This window comes from Pantoea sp. alder81, from assembly GCF_020179835.1.
Lineage (GTDB): Bacteria > Pseudomonadota > Gammaproteobacteria > Enterobacterales > Enterobacteriaceae > Pantoea.
Map to the genome: position 1 here is coordinate 760,470 of NZ_JAIUDA010000001.1, position 15,513 is coordinate 775,982.

The following is a 15,513-nucleotide window of genomic DNA, read 5'->3' on the forward strand; positions in this document are numbered from 1 at the left end:
ATCGCATTGTTATGTTCCCTGTGAAAACACCGGAAACCAGCGTGCAGAAAATGTCTATTTTCTGGGCAAATGAAAAGCAGTCATCCAGCGGTTGGCTTATTCGTGCTGTCCTTAACAGGAGAGTAATTTCTTGAATATATTTGCATAGTGTTGTTTTGCAGATGCCTCTTCGCAGACGTCAAGTTGTTTCAATAACTCAAAGCAAAGCGTTTTTCTGCTCAACGTTTTACCTGAGCTTAAAATTTCGGCCACGAGTTTTCCCAGCGCTTCCTCTTCAGAAATTTCTGAACGATTTTCTGCTTCATCCTCGGTAAAAGGCTTTTGTGGGTCTGCTGCATCATTGGTGCACATATTAATTTCCCTAAGGCTAATCGCAAAAGTTAAAAACATCGGGCTGCGCATGTCTTGCCATTTACGGCTCGCTTAAGCCTGTTCGACAACAATCCATCAGGGTGAATAACCCGGCTTAATTAGGAAATGCATATTTCCTAATAGGGCAAATGAATTAATCCAAAACCTTCATGACCATACTAATGGTTTTTTTTCCGTTAGTCACATCTTGTACTTTACCCACCACGCGCATGCCAAATGCCACGCACAATAGTAGACCTGCTGCTGTTTCAGCATCGACATGAGATGAAATAGAGCCATCTTTTTGGCCATCCGCGACAAGCGAAATGAGAAAATTTTGGTTGCGCATCACGGCTTGCCGAACAAGCTCGGACAACTCTTCATCGAGCGTCTGAAGTTCAACGGTGCTTCCGACCACCAGGCATCCTCTGCGGCCTTCAATCTCAACAGCGGAATCCAGATAGAACTGGAGCAACTCTTCGATGCGCGCTCTGCCATTCGGAAAATGCTGCAGGCGTTGACGCAAGTCCGCATTGCGTATGGCAATGTAGCGTTCAAAAACGCGCAGAAACAGCGTACGTTTATCGATAAAAGCCTTGTATATGCTTCCCGCTGTCAGGCCCATGGCTTCGCCAAGGTCAGCGATGGATGATGCGTGGTATCCTTTTTTCCGGAAGACAATCATTGCCTTATCCAGGACTTCATCCATGACAAAGACTCTTGGCCTGCCACGCTCGCGTGTCACTTTTGTGGTTTGAATATCTGATGCCATAAGTAATGATTTATAGTGTGAATATTTCCAATTGATTATAAGTGAACGCCTAAAAATAATCGAATGGCGTTTGTGAGCGTCCTGGAGACGTGAAACATATTTTTCCCCGCACCTCTCGCCTGGCTGTCAGCAGGAATTTCTGTCAGTCTGGCGGTTTTGTCTGCAAGCACATAAGGGAGTGAAGATGAGTCAGCAACCGGTTGTCGCGGTATTAGGTTTAGGCGCAATGGGGCATGCATTTGCCGCCAACTTACTGAAAAAAGGATTCGTGGTGCGTGGCTGGAACCGCACACGTGCGAAGGGTGAAGATCTGCTGGATGCCGGTTTGCAACTGGCTGACAGCGCAGCGCAGGCCGTTGAAGGCGCAGACGTGGTGATCGCCATGCTCTCTGACGGCGACACCACGCGCCAGACATTGGCTGACGCGAGCGATGTATTAAAGCAGGGCGCGACCGTCTGCCAGATGGGCACCATTGGCGTGGAGGCGACTGATGCACTGATTGCTGAATTGCAGCACTCACGTCCGGATGTGCTCTTTATTGATGCCCCGGTATCCGGCACCAAAACGCCTGCCGAAAACGCTCAAATCCTGGTGATGGCCAGCGGCGATCAAAGCAAAGCGCAGGCAGCAGAGCAGGTGTTTGCTGCGATTGGTAAAGGCACACAGTGGCTGGGTGAAGCGGGCGCCAGTTCGCGCATGAAGCTGGTGGTAAACAGCTGGCTGATTGGCCTGATGCAAAGTCTGGCCGAGAGTACACGCCTGGCGGAGCAGTTTGGATTCAGTACCGACGATCTGTGGAAAGTGCTGGAGGGCGGACCGCTGGCGGCACCTTACGCCAAAATGAAGCTCGGCATGATGGCCAGTGGCGATTACACCCCGCAGATGCATCTGATTTGGGCGCTCAAAGACGCCAGGCTGGCGCTGGATGCAGCTGGAGAGACCAAACTGCCCGCGCTGGAGAATATCGTCGATGTGTGGCAGCAGGCGGTGGATGCCGGTTACGGCGAGCAAGACCTGGCGGCGGTCTACCAGTACCTGAAACGTTAAATGAGTCCACGGCTCAACTTCGATTTTACCCATCGCCCGCTGGTGCCATATGCGCACGATTATGCGCATGGTGAGGCGGAGTCGTGGCATCACCATGATTGCGCGCAGTTGATCCATACCTTAAGCGGCGTGGTGAAAGTCGAGACCCGGCAGGGAAGCTGGATTGTGCCGCCAAGTCGTGGCGTCTGGTTACCGGCGGGTACCGGGCACGCGCTGCATATTGTGGGATCGGTGGCGGCACGCACACTGTTTGTCGATCCGCTGGCGCGAGCCGATCTGCCTGCCAGCTGTCAGGTAGTGCAGATTTCCCCGCTGCTGCGGGAGCTGATCGTCAGTGCGCTGGCATTGCCGGATCAATACGCCTCTGGCAGTCGTGCCGAACGCATCTACGAATTGATTCTCGATGAAATCCGCGTGATGGATGTATTGCCGTTTGGCCTGCCGTGGCCGGAGAGTGAACGGCTGCGCGCACTGTGCCAGCAGATCCACCAGCAGCCGGGAGAAAGCTGGACACTCGCGAGAGCGGCCAGCGAACTCTGTGTCGCTGAACGCACGCTGGCACGTCATTTCAACCGCGAAACCGGCTTGCAGTTCAGCGACTGGGTGCGCCGCGCGCGCCTCAGCGTGGCGTTGGCACGGCTGGCACAGGGTGAAACGGTGTTAACGGTGGCGCTCGAACTGGGCTATGACAGCCCGAGCGCCTTCAGTGCGATGTTTCGCCGTGTGCTCGGTGTTACGCCGGCGAATTACTTTCCTGCGGCAGAAAAGCGTGGGCAGCGTTGAGCAATGCCTGTAACGAGGCACGTGCTACATCATTATCGATGCCCACGCCCCACGCACGTTCGCCGCGCGCATTGATGCAGCTGATATAAGTGACGGAGCGGCTGTCACTGCGTTTACCCAACGTATGCTCGTGATAATCCTCAATGCTAATGGCCAGATCATAGCGCTGTCGCAGTGCCGCGACCGCCGCCGACAGCAATCCATTCCCTTTGCCCTCCAGCGTCAACGGTTTCTCACCATCCTGCACTCGCGCTTTAAAACGCGTTTCACCTTTCTCATCGCTGTGGCTTTCCGCTTCAAGTAAGCGACGTGCAGGTTGCGTTAAACCGTAATGCTGGCAGAACAGCTGCCACAACGCGTGATGTGTCATCTCCTGACCGTGACCATCCGTTTGCTGCTGCACAATGCGGCTGAAATCCTGCTGCAATCCGCGCGGCAACTGCAGGCCATGGTTCTGTTCCAGCAGCCAGGCGGCACCGCCTTTACCCGACTGACTGTTGACGCGAATCACCGCTTCATAGCTGCAACCGATGTCGATAGGGTCGAGCGGCAAATACGGCATTTGCCAGACGGCTTCCTGACGTTCATTACGCTCGGCAAAGCCTTTGCGAATTGCATCCTGATGCGAACCCGAAAACGCGGTAAACACCAGTTCTCCGGCATACGGATGGCGCGGATGAACCGGCAACTGGTTACAGCGGGTTACCACTTCCAGCACCTGCTGGATATCGCTGAAATTGAGTTCCGGGGCCACGCCCTGGGTATACAAATTCAGCGCCAGCGTCACGATATCGACATTACCGGTGCGCTCGCCATTACCAAACAAGCAGCCTTCAACGCGATCGGCTCCGGCCAGTATCGCCAACTCGGCGCAGGCCACGCCAGTACCGCGATCGTTATGCGGATGCACGCAAATCGCCACCTGCGATCGATGGCTAAAATGGCGGCAGAAATACTCGATTTGGTCTGCATAGACGTTCGGGGTATTCACTTCCACTGTGGCGGGCAAGTTGATGATCATCGGGCGCTCTGGACCCGGTTGCCAGATCGCCGCCACCGCTTCACAGATCTCCAGCGCAAATTCTGGTTCAGTAAAGCAGAACGTTTCTGGCGAATACTGGAAGGTCCAGGCGGTATCGCTTTGTGCTTCACACTGTGCGCGGATTTGCCGTGCCCCGGCGCAGGCCAGCTCAATGATCTCCGCTTTGCTCTGGCGGAATACGCGTTCGCGGAACAACGGTGCAGTGGCGTTGTACATGTGAATAATCGCCTGCGGTGCACCACGCAACGCTTCAAAGGTGCGCTCGATCAGGTCGCTACGCGCTTGCGTCAGCACCTGAATCGCCACACCCTGCGGAATATGATGCTGCTCAATTAGCAGGCGTACAAAGTCGAAATCGGTTTGCGAGGCGGCAGGAAACGCCACTTCAATCTCTTTGAAACCGCAGCGCAGTAATAGCTGCCAGAATTCCAGCTTGCGTGCGCTGTCCATGGGCGTAGCCAGCGCCTGGTTACCGTCACGCAGATCGGTGGATAGCCAGCGTGGAGCCTGGGTGAGCTGGCGCGAAGGCCACTGACGATCGGGTAAATCAATCACCGGGTAGGGACGGTATTTTTCTGCAGGGTGCTTCAGCATGAGGTTCTCCTTATGGGTCTGTACTCAGTCTGGACCACATCGCCGCGTGCTGCTCACGCATAACTGACAACTCGCGTTGCATAACTGACATATCGTTGTGAAGTTGCCGCAGCAGCCGGGCACCACATTCTGTGAACCCTCTTTAACCTAACCGTTTACAACCCACGCGAGGAAGTGTGGAGGGTGATGAGAATCGACCACCAAAAGCGTTGTACTGCTTATGCGCAGGATGATATTCCTCAGACGAAATCAGCATCTGGGCTTTTAGCACTGCAGGGTAGTCTGGGGTTTTACACCAGAAGAGAAAACAGAATGAAAAGAACAGCTTTAGCCCTGTTTGTGATGCTTGCCAGCGGAACCGCCGCGGCGGAAACGGTCACGCTACGTATTGCCGACCAGAAGGGCAATATGCACGCCGAGATGGAAGCGGCGCAGCAACTTAATCATCTCAATTACAAAATCGAATGGGCGGAGTTCCCGGCAGCGGCACCGCTGGCGGAAGCGCTGAATGCGGGAGCCGTCGATGCGGGTATCATCGGTGATGCGCCGCTGCTGTTTTCGCTGGCGGCCGGTTCGCAGGTGAAAGCGGTGGCGGTGAGTAAATCCGTACCCGCAGGCTTAGCGGTATTGGTGAGCCCGGATTCAGCGATCAAAACCGTGGCCGATCTGAAAGGCAAAAATATTGCCACCGGGCGGGGCTCTATCGGTCATTTTGAAGCGCTGAAAGCACTGGAAAAGGCCGGTTTAACGGATAAAGACGTCAACTTCCGTTTCCTGACGCCCGCCGATGCACGCATCGCATTAGCCAACGGTTCGGTAGATGCCTGGTCAACCTGGGATCCTTATACCGCGCTGGCGGAAGTCACCCATACAGGCCGCGTATTAATCAACGGCGTGGGTCTTTCTAGCGGTAACAGTTTCCTGGCGGCGACCGATGCGGCCCTCAACGATGAGGCCAAACGCGCGGCGCTGCAGGATTACGTCAACCGTCTGGCGGCAGCGGATCGCTGGGCCAATAGCCACGTTGATGAATACTCCACCACGCTGGCGAAAATCATCGGTTTTCCCAAAGAAGCGGCGGCAAAGTCCTTTGCACGACGCCAGTCGCACTGGCAAGCCATTGATGACGCCACCATCGCACAACAGCAGGACACCGCCGATTTTTATCAAAAATATGGGTTGATCAAGCAGCATCTCGACGTTAAATCCACTTTCTATCATGGCTTAAAGGTTGCACAGAACTAACGCTTTGTGCCCCTTTGTTTGGTGAATCAGCAGGGCGCGCGTAGCATAGCGCCCATGTTGTCTCGCTGTGTAACTCCCTATGTTATTTAAAACCTTTGATGGCCATAACGACCTGCTGCTCAACCTGTGGCTGCATCATCGTGACGATCCCGCTGACGCCTTTTTTTCCGGTATAGAGAAAGGGCATCTGGATTTTCCGCGTATGCAGCAAGGCGGATTTGCTGGCGGGCTATTTGCGCTCTTTGTCCCGCCGCAGCGTTACATCAACGAAGTGGCAGCACAACGTGCAAATGAGCCGTGGCAGCCGCTGGAAATTCTCAGGCAGCAACTCGATATCCTGAAAACGCTGGTGGCACAGTCCGCCGGGCGCGCGCGTTTGTGTCTGACCGCCGCGGATATCGCTGCCTGCCGCCAGGAAGGTGTGCTTGCGATGGTGGCGCATATCGAAGGGGCCGATGGATTCGATGCTGATGGCGAAGACCTGCATGCCTTTTATCAGGCCGGCGTGCGCAGCATCGGTCCCTTCTGGAACCTGCCTAACCGCTTCGGTGAGGGGGTAAACGGTGCTTTCCCGCATTCACCCGATACCGGGCCAGGCCTGACTGCTGCAGGAGAGCAGCTGATCGCTGCTGCCAATCGGCATCGCATGATGATCGACGTGTCACACATGAATGAGAAAGCGTTTTGGGATACCGCTCGGCTCTCAAACGCACCGCTGGTGGCCAGCCACTCCAACGCACACGTGCTCTGCGCCCAGCCGCGCAACCTCACTGACGATCAACTGCGTGCCATTCGCGATAGCGGCGGTGTGGTGGGTATTAATTTTGGTAACGCTTTCTTACGGCCAGATGGCAAACGCGATACTGATACGCCATTGATCGAAATTGTTAAACATCTGGATCATTTAGTTGAAATAATGGGGACAGAAAACGTAGCATTTGGTTCGGATTTTGACGGCATCAGTGTGCCAGATGAATTGAAAGATGTGTCTGGGCTGCCGCGTCTGTATGCACTGCTCAACTCGCTCGACTATGATCATACCGTGATTGAGCAGTTTGCCTGGGGTAACTGGCAGCGTGTCCTGCAACAGATTTGGCAGGATTAGCACAATTCCCTTACCTAATCGGGGTTGATCTGACCGTTACATTGGCGCAACATCAGCCCGCGTCGTGCCTTGTTACCAGAAAATTCGTTTACTGGTGCAAGCATTTCCAGCAGAGCCTGCTCTGCGTTATTTGATTTGAGGATGAAAGTTATGTGGAAAAAACCTGAATTTGTTGACCTGCGTCTGGGCCTGGAAGTGACTCTGTACATCTCCAACCGCTAAGACTTTCTGCCCGCCGTTCGTGCGGGCATTTTATTTTTCTTTCTGGTCATCTCTCATGTTTATTAAAGTGCTCGGTTCAGCGGCAGGCGGCGGCTTTCCGCAGTGGAACTGTAACTGCGCCAATTGCAGCGGCCTGCGCAACGGTACGATTCAGGCTCAGGCGCGGACGCAATCCTCGATCATTGTCAGTGACAACGGCGAAGATTGGGTGCTGTGTAACGCATCGCCGGATATCAGCCAGCAGATCGCCCACACGCCCGCATTGAATAAAAAAGGGGTGCTGCGCGGCACGGCGATTGGCAGCATCATTCTCACCGACAGTCAGATCGATCACACCACCGGTTTGCTCAGTCTGCGTGAAGGCTGCCCACATCAGGTGTGGTGTACGCCCGAGGTCCATGCCGATCTCACCAGCGGTTTCCCGATTTTCACCATGTTGCAGCACTGGAATGGCGGGCTGCAGCATCATGGTCTTACGCCACTCGAACCGTTCCGCGTCGATGTGTGCCGTAACCTGCAGTTCACCGCGATCCCGATTCTCAGCAATGCGCCACCGTATTCGCCTTATCGCGATCGCCCGTTGCCGGGTCATAACGTCGCGTTATTTATTGAAAATACCGCCAATGGCCAGACGCTGCTGTATGCGCCAGGTCTGGGTGAACCCGATGCCGTGATCATGCCGTGGCTGGAAAAAGCCGATTGCCTGTTGATTGACGGCACCGTCTGGCAGGACGACGAACTGTTGGCGACGGGTGTCGGTAAAAACACCGGCAAAGCCATGGGCCATCTGGCGCTGGCAGAAGAGCACGGCCTGATGGCGCTGCTGGCTGCGCTACCCGCGCAACGAAAAATTTTGATTCACATTAACAACACCAATCCGATTCTCAACGAGCAGTCGCCGCAGCGTCAGTATCTGGCGCAGCAGGGCATTGAAGTGAGCTGGGACGGGATGGCGATTCATCTGCAGGAGAGTGCATCGTGATTATTACCGAAGCCTTATCGCCGCAAGAGTTCGAGCAGGCGCTGCGTGCCAAAGGCGCGTTTTACCATATTCATCATCCGTACCATATCGCGATGCATAATGGCGACGCGACCCGTGAACAGATTCAGGGCTGGGTCGCGAACCGTTTTTACTATCAGACCAATATCCCGCTGAAAGATGCGGCGATCATGTCTAACTGCCCGGATCCGGCGACGCGTCGCAAATGGGTGCAACGCATTCTCGACCATGATGGCAGCAACGGACAGGAAGGCGGTATCGAAGCCTGGCTACAATTGGGTGAAGCGGTGGGATTGGATCGTGAAGTCCTGCTGTCAGAAAAACTGGTGCTGCCAGGTGTGCGTTTTGCCGTGGATGCCTACGTTAACTTTGCCCGTCGTGCCAACTGGCAGGAAGCGGCCTGTAGCTCGCTAACCGAGCTGTTCGCGCCGCAAATCCACCAGTCGCGCCTTGACAGCTGGCCGCAGCACTATCCGTGGATCAAAGAAGAAGGGTACTTCTACTTCCGCAGCCGTCTGAGCCAGGCGAATCGCGATGTGGAACACGGCCTGGCACTGGCACTGGAGGTGTTTACCACCGCCGAGCAGCAGAACCGTATGCTGGAAATCCTGCAGTTCAAACTCGACATTCTCTGGACGCTGCTGGATGCGATGACCATGGCGTATGCGCTTCAACGTCCGCCTTACCACACCGTCACCGATCAGGTGTCATGGCACAGTACAAGACTGGTATAAGATGATGAACGATAATTTGATTCCGGCTTTTCGTCGTGGTTATCGCATGCAGTGGGAAGCGGCACAAGATAGCCACGTGGTGCTGTATCCAGAAGGTATGGCCAAACTGAATGAGACCGCCACGGCTATTCTTGAACTGGTCACCGGCAAGCAGGATGTTGCGGCGATTATCGCTATTTTGAACAGCCGCTTTCCGGAAGCAGGCGGCGTAGATGATGACGTAAAGGAATTCCTGCAATCCGCCGTTGAACAGAAATGGATCCAGTGTCGTGAACCTGAATAAAACCGCCACGCCGCCACTGTGGCTGCTGGCTGAGCTGACTTATCGCTGTCCGCTGCAGTGCCCTTACTGTTCAAACCCGCTCGACTTCTCGCAACAGGAGAAAGAGCTGACCACTGAGCAGTGGATCGACGTGTTCCGTCAGGCACGCGCCATGGGCAGCGTGCAGATGGGCTTCTCGGGCGGCGAACCGCTGACGCGTAAAGATCTGCCTGAGTTGATCAAGGCAGCGCGCGATCTTGGCTTCTACACCAACCTGATCACCTCCGGTATTGGCCTGACGGCGAAAAAACTCGATGCCTTCGCGGATGCCGGGCTCGATCATATCCAGATTAGCTTCCAGGCGAGCGATGAAACGCTCAACGCTGCGCTGGCCGGTTCGAAAAAAGCTTTCCAGCAGAAACTGGAGATGGCAAAAGCGGTTAAAGCGCACGGTTATCCGATGGTGCTGAACTTCGTGTTGCATCGCCACAATATCGATCAAATCGACAAGATCATCGACCTGTGCATTGAGCTGGAAGCCGACGACGTGGAGCTGGCGACCTGTCAGTTCTATGGCTGGGCGCACCTTAACCGTCAGGGCTTATTGCCAACGCGTGAGCAGATTGCCCATGCGGAAGCGGTGGTGGCGGAGTACCGTGAGCGCATGAGCGAAACCGGCAATCTCACTAATCTGCTGTTCGTCACGCCGGATTATTACGAAGAGCGGCCAAAGCCTTGTATGGGCGGTTGGGGTTCGATCTTCCTGAGTGTGACACCGGAAGGCACAGCGTTACCGTGCCACAGTGCGCGTCAGTTGCCGGTGGAGTTCCCGTCGGTGCTTGAACACAGCCTGGAAGACATCTGGTATAACTCGTTTGGTTTCAATCGCTATCGTGGTTATGACTGGATGCCGGAGCCGTGCCGCTCCTGTGATGAGAAAGAGAAGGACTTCGGTGGCTGCCGTTGCCAGGCCTATATGCTGACCGGCAATGCGGATAATACCGACCCGGTGTGCAGTAAGTCACCGCATCACGGCAAAATCCTGGAAGCGCGGCGCGAAGCCACCTGCAGCGACATCAAAATCGCCCAGCTTCAGTTCCGCAATCGCTCCAACTCCGAGCTGATCTTCAAGCAGCGAGTCACCTGATGACCTCGCGCCAGCTGGTGTTAGCCAATGGCCTGCGTTGCCACCTGCATCATCAAGCTGGGGCGCGCGACGCTGCCGCGTTGATCCGCGTGCAGGCAGGCAGTCTGGATGAACCCGACCGCTGGCCGGGTTTAGCGCACTTGCTGGAACATCTGTTGTTCTGCGGTAGCGAGCGTTTTAAAGAGAGCGAGCGCCTGATGCCGTGGATGCAACAGCGCGGTGGGCAGGTCAACGCCACCACGCAACTCAGCCACAGCGCCTTTTTTTTCCAGCTCCCTGCGGCGAACCTGTCTGAAGGTGTGCAGCGGTTGAGCGATATGATCGCCGCGCCGCTGTTAAGCCAGCAGGCTATTGAGCAGGAAGTGGCGGTGATCGATGCGGAATGTCAACTTCTGCAACATCATGCCGACACGCTTTGTGAAACGGCCCTGGTGGATGTGTTGGGTGGGGCATTTCAACGTTTTCGCGTCGGTAATCAGCAGGTTTTTGGTGACAACGTCACGTTATTGCAGGTTGCGTTGCGAGACTTCCATCAGCGTTTTTATCACGCGAATGCCATGGAGTTGTGGTTACAGGGCCCGCAATCGCTGGATGAGCTGGCGCAACTCGCGCAGCATTTTTCTTCGCTCAGTTCAGCTAAAAGCAAACACGCAAACCCAACACCCACACTGCCTCCAGACGACGCGATGTTGCAGCTATCAGGTGATGAAAGCTTCTGGCTAACGCTGATGTTATCGGGTGATGAACACACGCTACGTGACAACGTCACCTTGCTCAGCGTATTCTGGCAAGATGAAGCGCCGGGCAGCCTGCTGAACGCGCTTAGAGAAGGTGGATTGTGCGATACGCTACAGGGGCAATGGCTGTGGCAGGATGCGCAGTACGGTTGGTTAGCGCTGCGCTTCAGCGGGCTTAAAATCAGTGCGGAGCAGGCTCATCACATTGAACACTGCTTCTGGCAACATTTAGACGCCATCAAACTTTGCTCCTCTGAGCAACAGCAGCATTATGCGCAGCTGGCGCGGCACGATTTTGCCTGTTTATCGCCACTGGAGCAGTTGCGAGGCCGGGCGCTGGGCTTTGCGCCTGCCGATTATGTGCCGCAGGGTTTCAGTGCTTTTATAGCCGCATTGGCACAGGTGCCTTGCTCACGCTTGCTCACACAGCAGCAGCTGGACTCGCCAGAAAGCGTCCAGACGCAAGGTTTCACGCTGCTGCGCAAAAAAGGGCTGCCGCAAAGCCCGAGCACATTCCCAACGGCTGCACTCTTTTTCTATCCCACTGCGCAACTGGCCGTATGGCCCCCGTTATCGCCGATAGCGATGCCGCTACCGCGTTTCGCGCCCCGACAGCAGGTTGAAACCTTGCTGTTGCGACCCGCCTTTTACCACACGCTGAGTGATGCCGAAGCGCAGGCACGGCAAATCCGACTGCGTCCAGTGCTGGCAGAGTTGAGGCATGCTGGAGGAAGTGGCAGTTGGCAACAGAGGCAGGGTATCTGGCAGTTGGTGCTGAATCTGCCAGCATGTGAGTCACACGCTTTGCTGGCCGTGCATCACGCACTTGAGGCATTGAACCTGACACCCCAGCCCAAACCGCTGCCGCCTGCCCAAACGATCGTGATTCGACAGCTTCTCGCAGCCTTACCGAATCAATTGATTGCCCCGACCATTGACGCTCAATGGCTGGTAGCATGGTGTGGCAAACACACGCATTTACATCAGCGTGTGTCGCGTTTACTCAGCGACTTCGCACTCGATTTGGCAAACTGTGTTCAGCCGCCGCGCTTGCAACGAGGTATTAAGCCGATTCCTTGTACCGGAGGCGATCAGGCACTGCTGCTGTTTATTCCGCTGCCGCTGGCTGATGACAGGCATTTAGCCGCATTGCGCGCGCTGTCGTTGCTGCTGGAACCGCGCTTTTTCCAGCGACTGCGGGTCGATCAGCAGATTGGCTATGTGGTGTCGGCGCGCTACCAGCGCGTGGCGGATGTCGATGGGATGATGCTGGCACTTCAGTCGCCACAGATTCCATGGCAAACGCTGCTGGGACACTGCAAACGCTTTTTGCGTGAGACCTTGGCAGAATTAGGTGCAATCTCGCCGCAAACTTTAGCGGCCTGGCAAGCCACGCTGCGCGAGCAGTGCGATGCCAGCGATAATGCGGAAGCCGCACTGCAGGGGCTGCGGCAACAGCAAGGATTGCCGAACCTCACGCGTGATGCGGTTGCATCCCTGACGTTGCCCCTTATCCAGCAGCTTCATACTCGCTTAATGCGCGAACGCCGCCGCTGGCGAATTCTCATCGCGGTAGAAAAGCCGTAAAACTTTCACCACTGTAAATTATTACCCACTGATATCTTTGAATATATTTGAAGGTCACGGGCAAATCTCTTCACTATTCCTCAGCCCGGGATTTCGAGACACTCAATAGATTCTCCCGATCTAAAAGGAACTCTGAGTGAAAAACGTTACCCGCCTGGTCCTGCCGTTGCTGGCAACCGCTGCATTGTATGCTCCCGTTTCGCAGGCTGCGGCGATGCATTATGATCTCGACCCCGCGCATACGTCGGTTATTGTGACCTGGACGCACTTCGGTTTTTCCCATCCAACGGCTGACATCCCCAACAGCAAAGGTACGCTGGTATTTGATAAGGATCATCCAGAGCAGTCGCGCGTGGATGTTACATTGCCGGTTTCACAGATTGATTCACATGTGCCCGCGCTGACCAAAGAGTTTCTCGGCGCGGAATATTTTAATACCGCCAAATATCCCTCAGCCGTTTTCCACAGCACCAAAGTGGTGGCGAAGGGCGATAACAAGTTTGATGTGGAAGGCAATCTGACACTGAAAGGCATTACTAAACCGATCACGCTGCACGCCACACTGAATCAGCAGGGTATTCACCCAATGGTGAAGAAGCAGGCGATTGGTTTTGATGCCACAGGCGTGATCAAACGTTCGGACTTCAAACTGGATAAGTATGTTCCAGCCGTAAGCGATGATGTGACGCTGACCCTTTCCACCGAGGCGTACGCAAAGTAATTCGTACTGCATGCCAGACAAGTTAGGTTACGCATCCTGTTTCTGGACAGAGGGCAGGATGCGTAACCACGAAGAAGATGAGACGGTTTTCGGTTATGCCTTTACGCCCAATACTTCTTCTTGCTGGTCTTTCCTACGCCGGGATTGCAGCTATTGGTCGGATCCAACTGCTTCCAGTGGGCCACATGCTCACACGACGCCTGATAGAGATGTCCGACATTATGCTCAGCCGGATATTTCGCACCGCGCTGTTCAAGATAGACTTTCACCGCCTCTTTAAACGCCTTCGCATCCACCCCTTCCTTCAGCACATAATCCTGATGATTCACATAACAGAAAAAGTGTCCGCAGCAGGAGTCGACTTGTACCTGTGCCGCCAGATGCTCCGGAAGGGTGATTCGCCAGTCATCGTCATTGCGACGCAGCGCCACGTCAAACGCCACCAGACGCTCATTCGGGTTGTAACCTAGCGCATCACAATAAGAGATGGTGCACCCGCCCACGCCAAAGCGCACCAGGAAGGCATCCGCGGCTTCGCGTGCGTTGCAATGGAAAAAGCCGCCGCTATTATCAGCAAAGAATCGTTGCAACAACGTCTGCAACTCGCGGGTCTGCTGCGCATCGACCTTGATCATCAGATGGTGTTGATACTCATCGCGGTAGGCCATGATGCGCGGGGCGATAAAGCTCGGCGTTAACTGGTTAAAACATTGCAGTGCCCGATCAACAAAATTGCGCGGCAGGAAAGGGAGATGACTGACACGCACATCCCATTTCGCTTTATTTCCCATCATCTTAGGAATAGCCTGCGGGCCGAGTTTACGAATCGCCAGATACATATGCTTGGCGTAGCGCACGGTTAAATCGAACGCGTTGCGATGAATATATTCGGCCTGCAACGGCAGTTCGCTCATCTCGGTGAGGAGAAAACGGCGCAGTGCCACCAACTCTTGTTCATCGTGAGTGCCAATATAGAAGGTATCGCTGCCCGCGCTGGCTTCAAAAGTGGGCAAACGCACCGCAAATACCACCACCTTGCCTGCGCTGCCGGAACTGTCGTGCAGATAACGCAGATCGCCATTGAAGCGTGAAGGGGAGTCGGCGGTGACATCTCGCAGGCGATCGGCGTAATCTTCGGCCCAGATTTTGCCCTGCCAGTCGGGTTGATCGCCGGTCTGATACTGTTGCGCAACCAAATTCTTCAGCATCGCTTCGGGTGTTTCACCCAAATCGATACCCAGATGATTCACCATTTCCAGGCGACCATCGTCATGAATGCGGGCAAACAGTGATTTCTCGGTAAATGCAGGGCCCCGGCGAATCAGTGAACCGCCAGAGTTATTGCAGATACCGCCAACCACCGACGCGCCAATGCAGCTGGAACCAATCACCGAGTGCGGTTCGCGTCCCAACGGTTGCAGCGTCTGTTCCAGTTCGGTCAAAGTAGTACCGGGGAAAGCGATCACCTGGCGCGCCTGATCGATCACCTGTACACCCTTAAGTAGGCGAGTGCTGATGATGACCACGTCGCGATCGTAATCATTGCCATCCGGGGTTGACCCGCCGGTCACGCCGGTATTCGAGGCTTGCATCAAAATAATGGCACCCTGTGCCACGCAGACTTCTAGTGTTTGCCACAGATGCTGCACGCTTAGCGGCAGCACCACCGCCAACGCTTCGCCTCGGCCCACTCTAAATCCTTTGGTGTACCTGGCTTTGTCATCGGCGTGGGTCAATACCTGTTTGTCGCCCACTATGCCAGCGAGCTGACGCAACATCTCCTGCGAGTTGGTCATAATTTCTCTTCTTCGTCATTTATTTGCTGCGATATTGGACAGCCAGATAAACGTGACGTCAATCATTCATCGGCACTGATCAAGAAATAACGCACTGAATCATTATCCCTTTATCTTTCGTGGGGAAACGTCTGCGTTCCTATAAAAATGCGTGGGCAATCACAATTCGGATCGAAAGAAATGAAGCTGGCGAAGCGATTAAACGGCCTGTGCATTTTACAGGGCAAAATAAATTTAACTGAATGATTTTAATGACTTTATAGATTAGTGGTCAAAATATTCAATGTGATATATATCACATAAAATTAAGTTTCAGGGACGGTGTCAATGATCCGGGCAGATAAATTCATGGTGAAAATGTGATCTT

15 protein-coding genes are annotated in these 15,513 nt (G+C 54.6%); 11 read left to right on the forward strand and 4 right to left on the reverse strand.

The genetic code is table 11. From position 1 onward, the window contains the following. Positions 1-111: 111 nt before the first annotated feature. A complete protein-coding gene (locus LBW88_RS03655) occupies positions 112-351 on the reverse strand; it encodes a biofilm development regulator YmgB/AriR family protein (protein ID WP_224928640.1) in 240 nt (79 codons plus the stop codon). 154 nt (positions 352-505) lie between these two features. Further along, positions 506-1,123: a TetR/AcrR family transcriptional regulator gene (locus LBW88_RS03660; RefSeq protein ID WP_320442520.1), complete on the reverse strand. Its 618-nt coding sequence runs from the start codon at positions 1,121-1,123 to the stop codon at positions 506-508. A gap of 184 nt (positions 1,124-1,307) precedes the next feature. On the opposite strand from LBW88_RS03660, the gene LBW88_RS03665 reads away from it, so the two are divergent. Then, the gene (locus tag LBW88_RS03665; protein WP_224928633.1) at positions 1,308-2,171 is read left to right on the forward strand and encodes an NAD(P)-dependent oxidoreductase; all 864 of its coding nucleotides are present in this window, start codon (positions 1,308-1,310) and stop codon (positions 2,169-2,171) included. Continuing rightward, positions 2,172-2,954 carry an AraC family transcriptional regulator gene (locus LBW88_RS03670; protein WP_224928631.1) on the forward strand — a complete coding sequence of 261 codons (783 nt, stop codon included), beginning with the start codon at positions 2,172-2,174 and terminating at the stop codon, positions 2,952-2,954. Here LBW88_RS03670 and leuA read toward each other — a convergent pair. Continuing rightward, the gene (leuA, locus tag LBW88_RS03675; protein WP_224928628.1) at positions 2,905-4,590 is read right to left on the reverse strand and encodes a 2-isopropylmalate synthase; all 1,686 of its coding nucleotides are present in this window, start codon (positions 4,588-4,590) and stop codon (positions 2,905-2,907) included. The two genes, LBW88_RS03670 and leuA, sit on opposite strands and share 50 nt — an antisense overlap. Before the next feature lie 312 nt (positions 4,591-4,902). Here leuA and LBW88_RS03680 point away from each other — a divergent pair, with 312 nt between their 5' ends. The 9 genes from LBW88_RS03680 (at position 4,903) to LBW88_RS03720 (ending at position 13,350) form a co-directional block, all read left to right on the forward strand. Next, positions 4,903-5,835 carry an ABC transporter substrate-binding protein gene (locus tag LBW88_RS03680; protein ID WP_224928625.1) on the forward strand — a complete coding sequence of 311 codons (933 nt, stop codon included), beginning with the start codon at positions 4,903-4,905 and terminating at the stop codon, positions 5,833-5,835. Positions 5,836-5,914: 79 nt separating this feature from the next. Further along, on the forward strand, positions 5,915-6,940 hold the full coding sequence (locus LBW88_RS03685; RefSeq protein ID WP_224928622.1) for a dipeptidase: 1,026 nt from the start codon (positions 5,915-5,917) through the stop codon (positions 6,938-6,940). A 150-nt stretch (positions 6,941-7,090) separates the two neighbouring features. Then, complete coding sequence (gene pqqA, locus LBW88_RS03690; RefSeq protein ID WP_010617686.1) at positions 7,091-7,162, forward strand: pyrroloquinoline quinone precursor peptide PqqA; 72 nt, start codon at positions 7,091-7,093, stop codon at positions 7,160-7,162. Positions 7,163-7,217: 55 nt separating this feature from the next. Next, positions 7,218-8,144 (forward strand): pyrroloquinoline quinone biosynthesis protein PqqB, encoded by a 927-nt coding sequence (gene pqqB, locus LBW88_RS03695; protein WP_224928619.1) that lies wholly within the window; start codon positions 7,218-7,220, stop codon positions 8,142-8,144. Then, complete coding sequence (pqqC, locus tag LBW88_RS03700) at positions 8,141-8,896, forward strand: pyrroloquinoline-quinone synthase PqqC (protein WP_224928615.1); 756 nt, start codon at positions 8,141-8,143, stop codon at positions 8,894-8,896. Before pqqB ends, pqqC begins: the two co-directional genes overlap by 4 nt. Positions 8,897-8,900: 4 nt before the next feature. After that, a complete protein-coding gene (gene pqqD / locus LBW88_RS03705; protein WP_224928612.1) occupies positions 8,901-9,179 on the forward strand; it encodes a pyrroloquinoline quinone biosynthesis peptide chaperone PqqD in 279 nt (92 codons plus the stop codon). Continuing rightward, complete coding sequence (gene pqqE, locus LBW88_RS03710; RefSeq protein ID WP_224928610.1) at positions 9,166-10,305, forward strand: pyrroloquinoline quinone biosynthesis protein PqqE; 1,140 nt, start codon at positions 9,166-9,168, stop codon at positions 10,303-10,305. Before pqqD ends, pqqE begins: the two co-directional genes overlap by 14 nt. Continuing rightward, positions 10,305-12,629, forward strand: a complete 2,325-nt coding sequence (pqqF, locus tag LBW88_RS03715) for a pyrroloquinoline quinone biosynthesis protein PqqF (RefSeq protein WP_224928607.1) — start codon at positions 10,305-10,307, stop codon at positions 12,627-12,629. The genes pqqE and pqqF overlap by 1 nt, the downstream gene beginning before the upstream one ends. A gap of 136 nt (positions 12,630-12,765) precedes the next feature. After that, positions 12,766-13,350, forward strand: coding sequence for a YceI family protein (locus tag LBW88_RS03720; protein ID WP_224928604.1), 585 nt, complete (start codon positions 12,766-12,768; stop codon positions 13,348-13,350). A gap of 101 nt (positions 13,351-13,451) precedes the next feature. Here the strand turns inward: LBW88_RS03720 and dld are convergent, their stop codons facing one another. Next, on the reverse strand, positions 13,452-15,146 hold the full coding sequence (gene dld, locus LBW88_RS03725; protein WP_224928601.1) for a D-lactate dehydrogenase: 1,695 nt from the start codon (positions 15,144-15,146) through the stop codon (positions 13,452-13,454). Positions 15,147-15,513: the final 367 nt, after the last annotated feature.

What these genes read in the sequence shown, in the direction of transcription:
- LBW88_RS03655 (WP_224928640.1), bottom strand. Translation starts at nt 351, where the DNA reads ATGTGCACCAATGATGCAGCAGACCCACAAAAGCCTTTTACCGAGGAT.
- LBW88_RS03660 (WP_320442520.1), bottom strand. Translation starts at nt 1,123, where the DNA reads ATGGCATCAGATATTCAAACCACAAAAGTGACACGCGAGCGTGGCAGG.
- LBW88_RS03665 (WP_224928633.1), top strand. Translation starts at nt 1,308, where the DNA reads ATGAGTCAGCAACCGGTTGTCGCGGTATTAGGTTTAGGCGCAATGGGG.
- LBW88_RS03670 (WP_224928631.1), top strand. Translation starts at nt 2,172, where the DNA reads ATGAGTCCACGGCTCAACTTCGATTTTACCCATCGCCCGCTGGTGCCA.
- leuA (WP_224928628.1), bottom strand. Translation starts at nt 4,590, where the DNA reads ATGCTGAAGCACCCTGCAGAAAAATACCGTCCCTACCCGGTGATTGAT.
- LBW88_RS03680 (WP_224928625.1), top strand. Translation starts at nt 4,903, where the DNA reads ATGAAAAGAACAGCTTTAGCCCTGTTTGTGATGCTTGCCAGCGGAACC.
- LBW88_RS03685 (WP_224928622.1), top strand. Translation starts at nt 5,915, where the DNA reads ATGTTATTTAAAACCTTTGATGGCCATAACGACCTGCTGCTCAACCTG.
- pqqB (WP_224928619.1), top strand. Translation starts at nt 7,218, where the DNA reads ATGTTTATTAAAGTGCTCGGTTCAGCGGCAGGCGGCGGCTTTCCGCAG.
- pqqD (WP_224928612.1), top strand. Translation starts at nt 8,901, where the DNA reads ATGAACGATAATTTGATTCCGGCTTTTCGTCGTGGTTATCGCATGCAG.
- pqqF (WP_224928607.1), top strand. Translation starts at nt 10,305, where the DNA reads ATGACCTCGCGCCAGCTGGTGTTAGCCAATGGCCTGCGTTGCCACCTG.
- dld (WP_224928601.1), bottom strand. Translation starts at nt 15,146, where the DNA reads ATGACCAACTCGCAGGAGATGTTGCGTCAGCTCGCTGGCATAGTGGGC.